Genomic DNA, 16,269 nt, shown 5'->3' with positions numbered 1-16,269 from the left:
CCACCCCCAGGACTGACGGAGTGTGACTTCGATCCCGCTCTGCGTCAATTAGCTGGTCAGAAGCGACCGATCAGTGACGTTTCTGATCGATTTTGTACGAATTCCAAGCATGTCGCATCAGTCACATGCGCGATTTGTCCGTATTGTTACTCACTAGATCGTGATCTTTCGCTAAAGCCGGACACGGTTGCTGCCGAAGCAGACTGTGACCCTTTCCGAACGCGGAACACTCCGACCGCCCCCATCGGGGTTCCGTCCGCCACTCCCCGCAGGAGGCCTGGTGTCGGTCCTTCTTGAGCACCCCGCAAACGTGGTCGCCTACCGCCCGACCAAGCCCACCGCCATGGTGGTCATCGCCGATCCCCGCGTCCGAAACACCGTCACCCGCCACCTGTGGGCGCTCGGCGTCCGCGACGTGATCGAGGTGTCCTCGATCGCCGAGGCCCGCCCCCGGGTCTCCACCCCACGCGACATCTGCGTCGCCGACGTCCACCTGCCGGACGGCTCCGGGCTGACCATCCTCGCCGAGACGCGCGCCGCGGGCTGGCCCAACGGCCTGGCACTGTCGGCCGCCGACGACATCGGCGCGGTCCGCTCCGCGCTGGCCGGCGGCGTCAAGGGCTACGTGGTCACCGGCACCCGCACCAATGTCGCGATGCCCGGCCGCCCGGGCCTGCCGCTCGGCGCCGCCGGACTGGCCGGCCGGATGCGCCGCCCCGGGATGCCGGGCATGCCGGGCGCCGCCGGTGCTCCGGGAGCGCCCGGGGCCCCCGGTGCGCCGGGCCCGCAGCAGGCCGCCTACCGCGAACTGTCCGGCCGCGAGGTCGAGGTGCTGCGGCTGGTCGCCGAGGGCCAGTCGAACAAGGCGATCGGCGTGGCGATGGGCCTGTCCGCGCTCACCGTGAAGAGCCACCTGGCCCGGATCGCCCGCAAGCTCGGCACCGGGGACCGCGCGGGCATGGTCGCGGTCGCACTGCGCACCGGAATCATCCACTGAGCCGATCGAACCCGAACTGTTTGTCGAACCACAACGGCGGCTCAGGAGGAACGTTCCTTCTGAGCCGCCGCAGGCGTGGGAGCGGCCGCCGCAGGCATCGGGGCAACCGCCACAGCCATGTGCGGACGGCACCTTCGCCGCCGCCCGTAACGGTCTGACCAGTCCGACAACACTCCCAGTTCCGGGGACCGTCGTACCCTTGGGGGGTGACCGACGCCGTAGCAGCCATCCCAGAAGAAGCAGCCCCGGTCCCGCTCCTCGAACCGAAGGAGGGGATCCCGCCCGTCGTGGCGGACGAGCGGGCGCTGGCCGCCACGGTCGCCGCCTTCGCCGCGGGCACCGGACCGGTCGCCGTCGACGCCGAGCGCGCCTCCGGCTACCGCTACGGGCAGCGGGCGTACCTCATCCAGCTGCGCCGCGCGGGTGCCGGCTCCGCCCTGATCGACCCGATCGCCTGCCCCGACCTCAGCGGGCTGGGCGCCGCCATCGCGGACGCCGAGTGGGTGGTGCACGCCGCCACCCAGGACCTGCCCTGCCTGGCCGAGGTGGGCATGAGACCCCAGCGCCTGTTCGACACCGAGCTGGCCGGGCGGATCGCCGGCTTCGCCCGGGTCGGCCTCGGGCCGATGACCGAGAACGTGCTCGGGCTGAGCCTGGCCAAGGAGCACTCGGCGGTCGACTGGTCCACCCGCCCGCTGCCCGAGCCCTGGCTGCGCTACGCGGCTCTGGACGTCGAGGTGCTGGTCGAGCTGCGCGACGCACTCGAACAGGAGCTGGACGCCCAGGGCAAGCTCGGCTGGGCCCTGGAGGAGTTCGCCTCGATCGCCGCCGCGCCCCGCCCGGCCCCGCGCACCGACCCGTGGCGGCGCACCTCGCAGCTGCACAAGGTCCGCCGGCGCCGCCAGCTGGCCGTGGTGCGCGAGCTGTGGCTGACCCGCGACCGGATAGCGCAGGAGCGCGACGTCTCCCCCGGCCGGGTGCTCTCGGACGCCGCGATCGTCAACGCCGCGCTGGCCATGCCGCTGAACATCGCCGCGCTGCAGGCCGTCCAGGGCTTCGGGCCGCGGCTGCACCGGCGCCAGCTGGACCAGTGGCTGGCGGCGGTGCAGCGCGGCCGGGAGATCCCGGAGAACCAGCTGCCGCCGGCCGCCGCGCCGCACGACGGACCGCCGCCGCCGCGGGCCTGGGCCGAGAAGGACCCGGTGGCCGCCGCCCGGCTCTCCGGTGCCCGCGCCGCCGTCAGCGACCTGGCCGAGCGTCACAACCTGCCGGCCGAGAACCTGATCACCCCGGACCTGGTGCGCCGGGTCTCCTGGGAGCCGCCGGTCGAGCCGAGTGCCGAGGGCGTGGCCGCCGCACTGCGCCGGCTCGGCGCCCGGCAGTGGCAGGTCGACCTGGTGGCGCCGCCGGTGGCCGCCGCGTTCGCCGCCGCCTCGACCCAGGGCTGACCCGGGCCGCGCTCCCGAGGCATGACTCCGAAAAGGGGATGTCGTCCGTCCGGACGGCATCCCCTTCGACGTGTCCGGGAAGCCTTCCTGGTCGGACGTGTCGCGGGACACATGGTCCGAACCCTCCGAGAGGCCTGGGCAGGTTGGTTACCGGCGGGTAGCATGACGGTGATGCGGCGCCGCTCGGGTCTTCACCGGCGGCAGCCCGCCCACCTCGAAATGTTGGTCCCTGGGAGGAGAGCCCCCGTGCCTCGTACCGCGAGGGACGTCGTCTTCGTCGATGGCGTCCGCACCCCGTTCGGCAAGGCCGGCCCGAAGGGCATCTACCACGAGACCCGCGCGGACGACCTCGTCGTCAAGTGCATCCGGGAGCTCGTGCGCCGTAACCCGAACCTGCCCGTCGAACGCATCGACGAGGTCGCCATCGCGGCCACCACGCAGATCGGCGACCAGGGTCTGACCATCGGGCGCACCGCCGCCCTGCTGTCCGGCCTGCCGAAGTCCGTTCCCGGTTACGCGATCGACCGCATGTGCGCCGGCGCCCTGACCGCCGTGACCACCACCGCCGGCGGCATCGCCTTCGGCGCGTACGACGTGGTCGTGGCCGGCGGTGTAGAGCACATGGGCCGCCACCCGATGGGTGAGGGCGTCGACCCGAACCCGCGATTCGTCTCCGAGAAGCTGGTCGACGAGTCCGCCCTGTTCATGGGCATGACCGCGGAGAACCTGCACGACCGGTTCCCGCACATCACCAAGGAGCGCTGCGACGCCTACGCCGTGCGCTCGCAGGAGAAGGCCGCCAAGGCGTACGCCAACGGCGACATCCAGCCCGACCTGGTGCCGATCTCGATCCGCAACACCAACCCCGAGGTCGGCGAGACCGGCTGGGGCCTGGCCACCGTGGACGAGCCGATGCGCCCGGGCACCACGATGGAGAGCCTGGCGAACCTCAAGACCCCGTTCCGCCCGCACGGCAACATCACCGCGGGCAACTCGGCCGGTCTGAACGACGGTGCCACCGCCTCGCTGCTGGCCGCCGAGGACGTCGCCGAGGAGCTCGGCCTCCCGGTCAAGATGCGCCTGGTCTCCTACGCCTTCGCGGGCGTCGAGCCCGAGGTCATGGGCATCGGCCCGGTGCCGGCCACCGAGAAGGCGCTGGCCAAGGCCGGTCTGACCATCGACGACATCCAGGCCTTCGAGGTCAACGAGGCCTTCGCCGTCCAGGTGCTGTCCTTCCTGGACCACTACGGCATCGCGGACGACGACGAGCGGGTCAACCCGTTCGGCGGTGCGATCGCCTTCGGCCACCCGCTGGCCTCCTCGGGCGTGCGCCTGATGAACCAGCTGGCCCGCCGCTTCGAGCAGCGCCCGGACGTCCGCTACGGCCTCACCACGATGTGCATCGGCTTCGGCATGGGCGGCACCATCATCTGGGAGAACCCGCACTTCGAGGGTGGTAAGTGACCATGAGCACCACGACTGAGCTGCTCCAGCACGGCGCCGAGCTGTTCCCGGGCGAGGTCGTCACGACCGCCCACGTGCGCCACCTGGACCTGCCGCTGCAGGCCGGCAAGCTGGCCCTGATCACCCTGGACAACGGCTTCGACCACACCAAGCCGACCACCTTCGGCCCGGGCTCGCTGCTCAAGCTGTCCGAGGCGCTGGACCAGGTCGAGGCCGAGGCCGCCGAGGGCAAGATCGTCGGCGCGGCGATCACCGGCAAGCCGTTCATCTTCGCGGTCGGCGCCGACCTCAAGGGCGTCGAGCTGCTCAAGCAGCACGCGGACGCGCTGGCCATCGGCAAGGGCGGCCACGAGGTCTTCAAGCGGATCGGCGCGCTGCCCGTCCCGACCTTCGCCTTCTACAACGGCGCGGCCATGGGCGGCGGCGTCGAGGTCGGCCTGCACTGCGACTACCGCACGGTGTCGGCGGGCGTTCCGGCCTTCTCGCTGCCCGAGGTCTTCCTCGGCCTCGTCCCCGGCTGGGGCGGCTGCACCATCCTGCCGAACCTGATCGGTGCCGGTAACGCCGTCAAGGTCATCATCGAGAACTCGATGAACCAGAACAAGCAGCTCAAGGGCAAGGACGTGTTCGAGCTGGGGATCGCCGACGCGATCTTCGAGCCGGCCGACTTCCTGGAGCAGTCGCTGCTGTGGGCCGCCAAGGTCCTCAAGGGCGACGTCGCCGTCGAGCGCGAGGCGATCGACCGCGGCAAGGCCTGGGACGACGCCGTCGCCTGGGGCCGTCTGGTCGCCGACGGCAAGGTGCACGGCGCCGCTCCGGCCGCCTACAAGGCGCTGGACATCATCGCCGCCGTCAAGGACGCCGACTTCGCCGACAAGGCCAGCCTGCAGGCCGGCTTCGACGCCGAGGACGCGGCCCTGGCCGACCTCATCATGAGCGGCGAGCTGCGCAGCGGCATCTACGCCTTCAACCTGGTGCAGCGTCGGGCCAAGCGCCCGGTCGGCGCGCCGGACAAGTCGCTGGCCCGCCCGGTCTCCAAGGTCGGCGTCGTCGGCGCCGGTCTGATGGCCTCGCAGCTGGCGCTGCTGTTCGCCCGCCGTCTGGAGGTGCCGGTGGTCCTCACCGACATCGACCAGGAGCGCGTCGACAAGGGCGTCGGCTACGTCCACGCCGAGATCGACAAGCTGCTCGGCAAGGGCCGCATCGGCCAGGACAAGGCCAACCGCCTCAAGGGCCTGGTCAGCGGCTCGCTCGACAAGGCCGCCGCCTTCGGCGACGCGGACTTCGTCATCGAGGCCGTGTTCGAGGAGATGGGCGTCAAGCAGACCGTCTTCGCGGACCTGGAGAACGTGGTCTCGCCGACCTGTGTGCTGGCGACCAACACCTCCTCGCTGTCGGTCACCGAGATGGCCTCGAAGCTGAAGCACCCCGAGCGGGTCGTCGGCTTCCACTTCTTCAACCCGGTCGCGATCCTGCCGCTGCTGGAGATCGTCCGCGGCGAGCAGACCGACGACGCGTCGCTGGCCACCGCCTTCGCCGTGTCGAAGAAGCTGAAGAAGACCTCGGTCCTGGTCAAGGACGCCCCGGCGTTCGTGGTGAACCGGATCCTGACCCGCTTCATGGGCGAGATCCAGAACATCATCGACGAGGGCACCCCGATCGCCAGCGTCGAGAAGGCCGTCGAGCCGCTCGGCCTGCCGATGTCCCCGATCGTGCTGCTGGAGCTGGTCGGCCCGGCCATCGCCCTGCACGTCTCGGAGACCCTGCACGGCGCCTTCCCGGAGCGGTTCACCGTCTCCGAGAACCTCGGCAAGGTGGTCAAGGCCGGCAAGCGCGGCTTCTACACCTGGGTGGACGGCAAGCAGGTCCTCGACCCCGAGGTGCTGGAGCTGCTGACCTTCGGCGACTCGGTGCTCACCGAGGAGCAGGTCCTGAACCGCGCCCTGGAGGCCGTGGCCCAGGAGATCGGCCTGATGCTGGAGGAGGGTGTCGTCGCCGAGGCACAGGACATCGACCTCTGCATGATCACCGGTGCCGGCTGGCCCTTCCACCTGGGCGGGATCACCCCGTACCTGGACCGTGAGGGCGTCTCGGAGCGGGTGACCGGCAAGAAGTTCCTCGCCCCCGGCGTGGCCTCGGTGCCCGCGTAAGGCGTAGCGCTACGGAAGGAGCCCCCGGCGACCTGGTCGCCGGGGGCTCCTTCCGTACGTGCCCGGTGCCCGGGGCGGCACGGCTGTGCCCGGTGCCCGGGGCGGCTGTGCTCAGTGCTTGAGGCGGTACACCACGGTGTCGCCGATGACGCCGATCATCTCGTAGTGGGTGTCCAGCAGGTTCTCGATCCGGGGGACCATCACCGGCTGGTACGGGGAGATGCCGGAGTCGTCCACGAAGACCTCGGGCAGGCCGTTGGCCAGCTCCTTGTCGAAGGTCTGCCAGGCGTTGTTGACGCTGAACTGCTCGCCGACGTTCGGGCTGCCGTCCTTGCCGCCGCTGTAGTTGGTGAGGAAGCCCGCGGTCAGGTAGCGGGTGGCGGGCTTGCGGTCGGCCAGCCAGTACAGCTCGGGGTGCATGCCCCAGACCAGCACGGTGTCCTTGGGGGTGGTCTGGGCGGCGACCGCGGTGGCGACCTCGGTGTTGCGGTTCATCTGCTCCCCCGGCCAGGCCAGCGCCAGGCCCCAGAAGACCGTGGCGGCGACCGTGGTGTACACCAGGACGGGCTTCCAGCGGATCGCCGAGGTGGCCACCGCCCCGGTGCCCAGCAGCGCCAGCGGGGGGATCAGCTGCAGGTAGTAGTGGCCGAAGAAGTGGAAGCCGACGCTGACCGCGACGGCCGAGGAGAGCAGCCAGACCCACAGGTCGGTGGTCGAGCCGTGCTCCTCGCCGGCCACCGGCAGCGGGCGGTGGCGGTACTTGAACCAGAGCCGGCGGCCGACCGGGTAGAGGAAGCCGAGGCCCGCGGCGGCCAGGATGCCCAGGTTGCCGAAGGCGCGGCCGAGCATCTGCAGCCAGGCGCCGCCGAAGGAGGCGTAGTCGCCGCTGCCGGTGACCACCCAGAAGAGGAAGCCCTTGGGCTTGGTCAGGATGACCGCGACCAGCGCTATCGGCAGCGCGAAGCCGAACCCGATCTTGAACAGCGCGGGCGGCCAGCGCACCCCTCGTCGGCGGGCGTCCTGCAGCAGCATCCAGAGCACCGGCAGCATGACGGCGCCGCCGGTCTGCTTGGTCAGCGAGCAGAGCGCGACCGCGATGCCGGCGGCCAGCCAGCGGCGGCGCTCGGCGTACCGGAAGGCGGCCACCATGGCGGGCAGCATGAAGACCTCGAAGGTCGCCGCCTGGGTGTCCTCCGGGGAGAGCCCGATGGAGACCAGCAGGTAGAGCAGTCCGGCCCCGGCACCGGCGCGGTTGCCCCAGCGGCCGCGGGCGATCGAGGCCAGCAGGATCGCGGTGACCAGGTGGGCCACCACCGCGAGGGTGCGCAGCGGCCACAGCGAGGCGGAGCCGAAGACGGCGAAGCAGGCCTGGTAGAGCCAGGGGAGCAGCGGCGGCTTGCGGTCCACCACGGTGTCGTAGAGCACGCCGCCGTCCGCCAGCATCCGGGCCTGGGTGGCCAGGAAGCCCTCGTCCGGGCTCCAGACGGGCCGGGCGAAGGAGGGGATGTGGGTGAGCAGTGCGACGAGCGCGAGCGCCGGCACCAGCCTGGTCCAGTACCCCTGACGAAGGTGGGTACGGACACGCTCGGGCAGGCGCTCGGCCAGTCCGGCGGGGCGGAGGCGGGTGGGGGTCGGCACGGTTGACAACCTACCGGGCGGGATCGGCGCGGGTGGCGCCGGTCCCGCCTTTCAGTGCGATTGTCAGCTTGTTCCGCGACGAACTGTTACGGAGCGACGACAACCAGTCGTCGGCGGAACGGGTCGGGACGGTTCCCGGGGCCCGTTCCGCCAGGCCGTTCTCAGGCCTCGACCGGCGCCACGTCCAGCCTGGCGACCAGGGCGGTCACCTTGCGGGCGATGTCGGGGGCGTTCAGGCCGATTTCGGCCAGGATCTCGTTCCGGCTGGCGTGGTCCAGGAACTCCTGCGGGATGCCGAAGTCGCGCACCGGCAGATCCACGTCCGCGTCCCGCAGTGCCTGCGCGACGGCCGCGCCGACGCCGCCGGTACGGCCGTTGTCCTCGATCGTGACGACCACCCGGTGCTCGGCGGCCAGGCCCGGCAGGGCCGGGTCGACCGGCTTGACCCAGCGCGGGTCCACGACGGTGGCGGTGATGCCCTGGGCGGCCAGCAGGTCGGCGACCTCCAGGCAGGTGGGGGCCATCGCGCCGACCGAGACGATCAGCACGTCGGCGCGGTGCGCACCGCTCGGCTCCTCGGCGGCGCGCAGCACGTCCATGCCGCCGACCTTGGCGACCGCGGGGACTGCCGGGCCGACCGTGCCCTTGGAGTAGCGGACCACGGTCGGGGCGTCCTTGACCAGGACGGCCTCGCGCAGCTGGGCGCGGACCTGGTCGGCGTCGCGCGGGGCGGCCAGCCGCAGGCCCGGGATGACCTGGAGGATCGACATGTCCCACATGCCGTTGTGCGAGGCGCCGTCCGTCCCGGTGACACCGGCCCGGTCGAGCACGAAGGTGACGCCCAGCTTGTGCAGGGCGACGTCCATCAGGACCTGGTCGAAGGCCCGGTTGAGGAAGGTCGCGTAGACCGCGAACACCGGGTGCAGGCCGTTGGTGGCCAGGCCCGCCGCGCTGGTGACGGCGTGCTGCTCGGCGATGCCGACGTCGAAGATGCGGTCCGGGAAGGCCTTGGCGAAGGGGGCGAGGCCGACCGGGTGGAGCATCGCGGCGGTGATGGCGACGATGTCCTCGCGCTCGTGGCCGAGCGCGACCATCTCCTCGCCGAAGACCGAGGTCCAGTCCTTGCCCGAGCTCTTGACCGGCAGGCCGGTGTCCGGGTGGATCACGCCGACGGCGTGGAAGCGGTCCTCGTCGTTGTTCTCGGCGGCGTGGTAGCCGCGGCCCTTCTCGGTGAGGCAGTGCACGATCACCGGGCCGCCGAAGCCGCGCGCCTTGGTCAGCGCGGACTCCAGGGCGGTCAGGTCGTGGCCGTCGATCGGGCCGATGTACTTGAGGCCGAGGTCCTCGAACATGCCCTGCGGGGCGATGAAGTCCTTGAGGCCCTTCTTGGCGCCGTGCAGCGTCTCGAACAGCTGCTGGCCGACCACCGGGGTGCGCTGCAGCGCGTCCTTGCCCCAGGACAGGAAGCGCTCGTAGCCCTGGGTGGTGCGCAGCGTGGCGAGGTGGTTGGCCATCCCGCCGATGGTCGGGGAGTAGGAGCGCTCGTTGTCGTTGACGACGATGACGATCGGGAGGTCCTTGGCGTCGGCGATGTTGTTGAGCGCCTCCCAGGCCATGCCGCCGGTCAGCGCGCCGTCGCCGATCACCGCGACGACCGGGTCGTTCTTGCCGAGCAGCTGGTTGGCCTTGGCCAGGCCGTCGGCGTAGGAGAGGACCGTGGAGGCGTGCGAGTTCTCGATCACGTCGTGCTCGGACTCGGCGCGGGACGGGTAGCCGGACAGGCCGCCGCTCATCTTCAGCCGGGAGAAGTCCTGGCGGCCGGTGAGCAGCTTGTGGACGTAGCTCTGGTGACCGGTGTCGAAGAGGATGCGGTCGCGCGGCGAGTCGAACACCCGGTGCATCGCGATGGTGAGCTCCACCACGCCGAGGTTGGGGCCGAGGTGGCCGCCCGTCTTGGAGACCTCGGTCACCAGGAAGGACCGGATCTCCTGGGCCAGTGCGGCCAGCTGTCCGGGCGTGAGCCGGTCGAGATCGCGCGGTCCCCGAATGCGGGTCAGCAGGGCCACCCGTTCCTCCTCGTTCAGTGTTCGCGGACCGCGGACGGTCCGACGGGCGTCGCTGCCCGGTCCGGCGGCAGGCCGGCGGTCGCGGTCGGTGCCGACCGGTCGAGTCTAATGTCCGCTTGCCGGACACCGACCGGCACGCCCGGTGCCACCGACGGGTTACCGCCATTCCGGGAGGTGGGGCCGGGGGTGCACGTCAATGCCGCATTGACGGATGGGTGTTCCGGTCGGGCGGGCCGGCAGCCGTCCACCCGGGAGCCCTCAGTGGCGGCCGAGGGCGCCGGACTCCCCCATCTCGCTCATCACCAGGGCCAGCGAGCCGAGCACCTCGGCCCGGCCGCCGAGGGTGCCGGGAACGACCGAGAGCTGGCGGGCGGCGCTGGGGATGGCGTAGCGGGCGACCGAGTCGCGGATCGGGGCGAGCACCAGCTCACCGGCCTCGGCGAGGTCGCCGCCGAGGATCACCCGGCGGGGGTTGAGCAGGTTGCACAGGGTGGCCACGCCTGTGCCGATCTGCCGGCCGGCGTCGGCGATCACCCGGCGGCAGCCGAGGTCGCCCTGGTGGGCCAGCTCGACCACCCGGGGCAGGGTGAGGTCGGGGCCGAGGGTGGAACTGAGCAGCGAGAGGAGGTAGCGGGAGCCGACGAAGGTCTCCAGGCAGCCCCGGTTGCCGCAGCGGCAGACCGGGCCGGCCTCGTCCAGGGTGATGTGCCCGATCTCACCCGCCGTGCCGCCCGGACCGCGGTAGATCTGGCCGTTCACCACCAGCCCGGCGCCGACGCCGCTGGCGATCTTGATGTACGCGAGGTCGCTCAGACCGCGGCCGGCGCCCCAGACCAGCTCGCCGAGCGCGCCCAGGTTGGCGTCGTTGTCCACGTGCACCGGCATGCCGAGCCGCTCGGCCAGCTCCCGGCCCGGGGCGATGCCCGTCCAGCCGGGCAGGATCGCGGTGGAGCCGAGCGCGCCGGTCTCCACGTCGATCGGGCCGGGCACGCCGAGGCCGACGCCGATCACCTTCTCCGGGCGGAAGCCGGCCTGCTCCAGCAGTCGCTCGACCATCGCCTCGGCCCGGTCGAAGCCCTGCGCGGCGGAGACGTCCACGTCGATCGGGGCGCTCTCCTCGGCCAGCACCCGGTGCGCCAGGTTGCCGACCGCAACCCGCAGGTGGGTGTGGCCGAAGTCGATGCCGACCACGATGCCGGCGTCGCCGCTGAGCGAGACGCTGCGGGCGCGGCGGCCGCCGGAGGAGGTGTCGGCGACCACGACGGTGCCGCTCTCCTTCAGTTCCCGCACGATGTTGGAGACGGTGGCCGCGGAGAGGCCGGTGCCGCGGGCGATCTCGGCCTGGGTGAGCGAACCGGCCATCCGCACCGCCCGGAGCACCCGCTCCAGGTTCGCCCGGTGCAGGGACGACTGCGAGCCCGGTGTGTCCGTCGACATGATCCACCCTCCCAGGGGCGGGGATCCCTCTGGCGGGCGTCCCCTTCAACTCCTGAAGCCTACGGCGCGGGGGTCTTTCGTGTAGGGGGTGGCTCTCGGGAGGGCGGGTGGCCGGGGGCGCCTCCCTCTCGCTGGAGGGAGGTACGGGGTGGGTGGAGGGTGCTGGGGGTGGGCGGGTAGGGGGCGCGCGGGTGGGCGCGCGCTGGTGCCGGGGGCGGGGCGGCCGTGGCGGCGGCGTGGGTGGCCGGTGAAAGTGTTGCGCGGTCAGGGCCCGTGGGGGCGGGGTTCGGCGGTACTGGCGACGGCCGAAAACCACCCACCACTAGCATGGTGCCGAATCTCACCCGTCCCACCGGGCCGCGGACGGTACCGGCAGGGGGACGCTTCCAGACATGACGGGGAATCAGATGGCAGGGGATCACCCTACGCCGGGCGCGGGCGAAGTGCCCGGCAGCGGCCCGCAGGAGAACCGGGGCGTCTCGTTCGGACGCCCGGCAAACGGCGGCGTGGATCCGGCCGCCGTCGCGGACCAGATGACGCAGCTCGACGGCTCGGCCGTTCCGGGCCAGGCCGGACCGCCGGCCCAGCCGCCGGCCCAGCCGCCGGCACCGCCCACGCAGCCGCCGGGCGGCGTCGACTACGCGGCGTACGGACCGACCGCGCCCGGCCTCCCCGCCCAGGCCCCGCCGCCGGGCGGTGCGCCGATCGGCCCGTACGACCCGATGCCCGGCGGCGCGGCCGGCGCCGGCTACGCCACCCCTGACTACAACGCCGGCGGGTACAACTACCAGCAGCAGCCCGGGTACACCTACCCGGGTGCGCCGGCGCCCGCCGCGCCCGCGCAGCGCAACCCCGTGATGCTGTGGGGCGGCATCATCGGTGGTGTGCTGGTGGTCGCCATCGTGATCGCGCTGGTCATCCTGCTGAAGGGGCACGACCCCAAGCCCAACCCGGGGCCGGTGGCCGACTCGGGCGGCACCACGACCAGCACCTCCAACAGCGGCAACACCACCATCGGCACCAGCGGGGACACCACGCCCGCCCCGGGCAAGGAGACGTACAAGGTCGCCTGGAACGCCGCCAAGCCGCAGGACTCGGACACCAGTTCGCAGTTGCTCGGAGTCTGGGGCGCCGGTCAGACCGCCGTGCGCGCGGACAGCACCGGCATCACGGCCTACAATCTCTCGGACGGCAAGCAGGCCTGGAACATCCCGGTGCCGTCCGGCTCCAAGGAGCTGTGCACCGCCTCCTACTCGCACAACTCCAAGAACATCGTCGCGGTCTCCTTCAACACCGGTGACTACGACTGCTCCACCATCGGCGCCGTCGACATCTCCTCGGGCAAGCTGCTCTGGAGCGTCAAGGCCACCGCGGACCGGCTGTCCTCGCCGACGCTGAGCGTCACCGACAAGGTGGTCGCCGTCGGCCCGGTCGGCGCGCTGAACATCGACAACGGGCAGCCCGTCTGGCAGCTGAAGGGCCGCGGCAAGGACTGCACCGTGTACGGCGCCACGGCCGGCTCGCAGATCGCGATCACCGACCGCTGCTACGACGTCAGCCCGAAGTCGGTGCTGCAGATCGTCAACGCCGAGACCGGCCAGCCCGCCAGCTCGCCGATCACGCTCACCGGCACCATCGAGCGCGTCGACAAGGTCGTCAGCACCCAGCCCCTGGTGGTGCTGATGACCGGCGGCCCGAACGGCGACTACATCCTGCCGTTCGACAAGGACAACAAGCCCGGCAACCAGATGTCGACCAAGGAGGCCGGCTCGGACAGCCTGCGCCTGTCCGGCCAGTCCGACGCCATCAGCAGCAACGTGGTCAGCGGCACCACGCTGTACGTCCAGATCACCGGCAGCAAGTCGGGCATCAACGCGTACGACCTGAACACCGGCAAGCGCATCTGGTCCACCACCGGCTCGGCGGACAGCAACGACATGCGCCTGGTCTCCGGCACCACCAAGGACGGCAAGGTCCGGGCGATCGTCAGCCAGGGCTACGACAAGCCGGCCAAGCTGGTGACGCTGTCGCAGGCCGACGGCTCGACGAGCGACATCGGCACCATGGCGATGCCGGACGGCATGGACATCGGGATGAGCATGTCGGAGTTCTTCGTGACCGACGACAACAGCGCGATCATCGCCTACCGTCGCGGCAGCAGCTACACGTCGCCGATGACCAAGTGGTCGAAGTGACGGCCATGGTGACGTCGGACGTGGTCCCGGGGGTCTGACCCGGGGCCGCGGGCACTCGTCCGGGCGGGGCGGGCACGGGCTTCGGCCCGGGTCCGCCCCGCCTGCGATTTTCCGGTGGGCTCGACCGTTGGGCATGCGAGGATTCGGTCCATCAGCCTGACAAAGGAGTGCAGCGAGTGCCCGGCACCAACCTGACCCGTGAGGAGGCCCGCACCCGGGCCGACCTCCTCCGGGTGGACGCGTACGACATCGAGCTCGACCTCGGCTCGGCCCGCGACGGTGGCACCTTCCGGTCCACCACCGTGGTCCGGTTCGCCGCCAACACGCCCGGCGCGGACAGCTTCATCGACCTCGTCGCCCCGAGCGTCGAGGAGATCACCCTCAACGGCGCCCCACTCGACCCGGGCAGCTTCGCCGACAGCCGGATCCCGCTGCCGAACCTGGCCGCCGAGAACGAGCTGCGCGTGGTCGCCACCTGCGCCTACACCAACACCGGTGAGGGCCTGCACCGGTTCGTCGACCCGGTCGACGGCGAGACCTACCTGTACACCCAGTTCGAGGTGCCGGACGCCCGCCGGGTCTTCGCCAGCTTCGAACAGCCGGACCTGAAGGCCACGTTCGCGTTCACCGTGACCGCCCCCGAGGGCTGGGTCGTGGTCTCCAACGCGCCGACGCCGGAGCCGGTCGGCGAAGGTGCCACCCGGGTCTGGAAGTTCGAGCCCACCGGCCGGATCTCCACCTACATCACCGCACTCATCGCCGGCCCGTACGTGGGCGTCTTCGACGCCTACGAGAACGGCGAGCAGCGGGTGCCGCTGGGCGTCTACTGCCGCCCGTCGCTGCGCGAGTTCCTGGACGCCGAGGCGATCTTCGAGGTCACCAAGCAGGGCTTCGACTACTTCCAGGAGAAGTTCGACTACCCGTACCCCTTCCCCAAGTACGACCAGCTCTTCGTCCCGGAGTTCAACGCCGGCGCGATGGAGAACGCGGGCGCCGTCACCTTCCGTGACCAGTACGTGTTCCGCTCCAAGGTCACCGACGCCGCGTACGAGTCGCGTGCCGCGACGATCCTGCACGAGCTCGCCCACATGTGGTTCGGCAACCTCGTCACCATGGAGTGGTGGAACGACCTCTGGCTGAACGAGTCCTTCGCCACCTTCGCCGAGGCCGTCTGCCAGGCCGAGGCGCCCGGCTCCCGGTGGCCGCACTCCTGGACCACCTTCGCCAACCAGATGAAGACCTGGGCCTACCGGCAGGACCAACTGCCGTCCACCCACCCGATCATGGCGGAGATCAACGACCTGGAGGACGTCCAGGTCAACTTCGACGGCATCACCTACGCCAAGGGCGCCTCGGTGCTCAAGCAGCTGGTGGCGTACGTCGGCCAGGACGCGTTCTTCCAGGGCGTGCAGGCGTACTTCAAGCGCCACGCCTGGGGCAACACGCGGCTGAGTGACCTGCTCGGGGCGCTGGAGGAGGCCAGCGGACGCGACCTCAAGGCCTGGTCGAAGTCCTGGCTGGAGACGGCCGGCATCAACGTGCTGCGGCCGTCCGTCGTGTTGAACACGGACGGTGAGATCGAGTCGTTCGCGGTGCTGCAGGAGGCCCCCGCGCTGCCGGCCGGCGCCAAGGGCACTGTGTCCGATTCTGCGGCTCCGCCGCGTGGCGTGCTGCGGCCGCACCGCATCGCGATCGGCCTGTACGAGCTGACGGACGACGGTTCTCTGGTGCGCACGGAGCGGATCGAGCTGGACGTCGACGGCCCGCGCACCGAGGTGCCGGAGCTGGTCGGGCGGCACCGGCCGGCTGTGGTGCTGCTCAACGACGACGACCTGTCGTACGCCAAGATCCGGCTGGACGAGGACTCGATGGCCGTCGTCACCGAGCACCTCGGCGGCTTCACCGAGTCGCTGCCGCGCGCGCTGTGCTGGGCCTCCGCCTGGGACATGACCCGTGACGGCGAGCTGGCCACCCGCGACTACCTGTCGCTGGCGCTGTCCGGCATCGGGCGGGAGAGCGACATCGGCGTGGTGCAGTCCGTGCAGCGCCAGGTGAAGCTGGCCCTGGACGCCTACGCCGACCCGGAGTGGCGCGAGCAGGGCCTCGCCCGCTGGGCCGCCGCCGCCGAGGAGCACCTGCGCGCCGCGGAGCCCGGCAGCGACCACCAGCTGGCCTGGGCCCGCAGTCTCGCCACGGTCGCCCGGACGGACGGCCAGCTGGGCCTGCTCGCCGGGCTGCTCGACGGGTCGGTGGAGGTCAAGGGCCTGGCGGTGGACACCGAGCTGCGCTGGACGCTGCTGACCCGGCTCTCGGCCACCGGGCGCGCGGACGACTCGTCGATCGCCGCCGAGCTGGAGCGGGACAACACGGCGGCGGGCCAGGAGCACGCGGCCACCTGCCGCGCCGCCCGGCCGACCGCCGAGGCCAAGGCGGAGGCCTGGGCCTCGGTGGTGGAGTCGGACAAGCTGACCAACTACGTCCAGGAGGCCGTGATCGCCGGCTTCCAGCAGTCGGACCAGCGGGAGCTGCTGGCCCCGTACGCGGCGAAGTACTTCGCCGCCGTCAAGGGCATCTGGGAGACCCGCAGCCACGAGATCTCGCAGCAGATCATCGTCGGGCTGTACCCGTCGCTGCAGGTGTCGGCCGGGACGCTGGCCGCCACGGACGCCTGGCTGACCGAGGCCGATCCGGCCCCGGCGCTGCGGCGCCAGGTGGTCGAGGCGCGGGCCGGGATCGAGCGCGCGCTCAAGGCCCAGGCGGTGGACCGGGCGGCGGGGGCTCGCTGACCGGATGTCGGGAACGCCTGAAGGGGCGCCGGACGGGATCGTCCGGCGCCCCTTCAGGGTTGTGCGGGTCCTGGTGGACGCTGGGTCC

Annotated in this window: 9 protein-coding genes; 6 read left to right on the top strand and 3 right to left on the bottom strand. The window is 71.5% G+C overall.

Annotated features, from left to right (window positions below; translation table 11 throughout):
• Positions 1–280 precede the first annotated feature (280 nt).
• From ACGF12_RS05915 to ACGF12_RS05900, 4 genes are all read left to right on the top strand, one after another.
• Complete coding sequence (locus ACGF12_RS05915; protein ID WP_030288221.1) at positions 281–997, top strand: response regulator transcription factor; 717 nt, start codon at positions 281–283, stop codon at positions 995–997.
• Between the two features lie 206 nt (positions 998–1,203).
• The gene (locus tag ACGF12_RS05910; RefSeq protein ID WP_393026071.1) at positions 1,204–2,445 is read left to right on the top strand and encodes a ribonuclease D; all 1,242 of its coding nucleotides are present in this window, start codon (positions 1,204–1,206) and stop codon (positions 2,443–2,445) included.
• A gap of 246 nt (positions 2,446–2,691) precedes the next feature.
• On the top strand, positions 2,692–3,909 hold the full coding sequence (locus ACGF12_RS05905) for a thiolase family protein (protein WP_393026069.1): 1,218 nt from the start codon (positions 2,692–2,694) through the stop codon (positions 3,907–3,909).
• Positions 3,910–3,911: 2 nt separating this feature from the next.
• Positions 3,912–6,059 (top strand): 3-hydroxyacyl-CoA dehydrogenase NAD-binding domain-containing protein, encoded by a 2,148-nt coding sequence (locus ACGF12_RS05900; RefSeq protein WP_393026066.1) that lies wholly within the window; start codon positions 3,912–3,914, stop codon positions 6,057–6,059.
• Positions 6,060–6,170: 111 nt separating this feature from the next.
• Here the strand turns inward: ACGF12_RS05900 and ACGF12_RS05895 are convergent, their stop codons facing one another.
• The 3 genes from ACGF12_RS05895 to ACGF12_RS05885 all read right to left on the bottom strand — a co-directional run bounded on the left by ACGF12_RS05895 (position 6,171) and on the right by ACGF12_RS05885 (position 11,200).
• Positions 6,171–7,697, bottom strand: a complete 1,527-nt coding sequence (locus ACGF12_RS05895; protein ID WP_393026064.1) for an ArnT family glycosyltransferase — start codon at positions 7,695–7,697, stop codon at positions 6,171–6,173.
• A gap of 161 nt (positions 7,698–7,858) precedes the next feature.
• The gene (gene dxs, locus ACGF12_RS05890; RefSeq protein WP_393026061.1) at positions 7,859–9,763 is read right to left on the bottom strand and encodes a 1-deoxy-D-xylulose-5-phosphate synthase; all 1,905 of its coding nucleotides are present in this window, start codon (positions 9,761–9,763) and stop codon (positions 7,859–7,861) included.
• A gap of 258 nt (positions 9,764–10,021) precedes the next feature.
• Positions 10,022–11,200, bottom strand: a complete 1,179-nt coding sequence (locus ACGF12_RS05885; protein WP_393026058.1) for an ROK family protein — start codon at positions 11,198–11,200, stop codon at positions 10,022–10,024.
• 392 nt (positions 11,201–11,592) lie between these two features.
• Here ACGF12_RS05885 and ACGF12_RS05880 point away from each other — a divergent pair, with 392 nt between their 5' ends.
• On the top strand, positions 11,593–13,395 hold the full coding sequence (locus tag ACGF12_RS05880) for a PQQ-binding-like beta-propeller repeat protein (protein WP_393026055.1): 1,803 nt from the start codon (positions 11,593–11,595) through the stop codon (positions 13,393–13,395).
• Between the two features lie 176 nt (positions 13,396–13,571).
• On the top strand, positions 13,572–16,181 hold the full coding sequence (gene pepN, locus ACGF12_RS05875; RefSeq protein WP_393026053.1) for an aminopeptidase N: 2,610 nt from the start codon (positions 13,572–13,574) through the stop codon (positions 16,179–16,181).
• The last annotated feature ends 88 nt before the right edge of the window (positions 16,182–16,269 follow it).

Origin of the sequence: Kitasatospora sp. NPDC048296 (genome assembly GCF_043201815.1) — a bacterium.
Classification (GTDB): Bacteria; Actinomycetota; Actinomycetes; order Streptomycetales; family Streptomycetaceae; genus Kitasatospora.
Note: the sequence above shows the minus strand (reverse complement) of the source record. Positions and strands in the feature narration are given on the sequence as shown.

Bases quoted from the DNA above. Each gene is read 5' to 3' on its own strand.
- ACGF12_RS05900 (WP_393026066.1), top strand. From the start codon at position 3,912: ATGAGCACCACGACTGAGCTGCTCCAGCACGGCGCCGAGCTGTTCCCG.
- ACGF12_RS05885 (WP_393026058.1), bottom strand. From the start codon at position 11,200: ATGTCGACGGACACACCGGGCTCGCAGTCGTCCCTGCACCGGGCGAAC.
- ACGF12_RS05880 (WP_393026055.1), top strand. From the start codon at position 11,593: ATGACGGGGAATCAGATGGCAGGGGATCACCCTACGCCGGGCGCGGGC.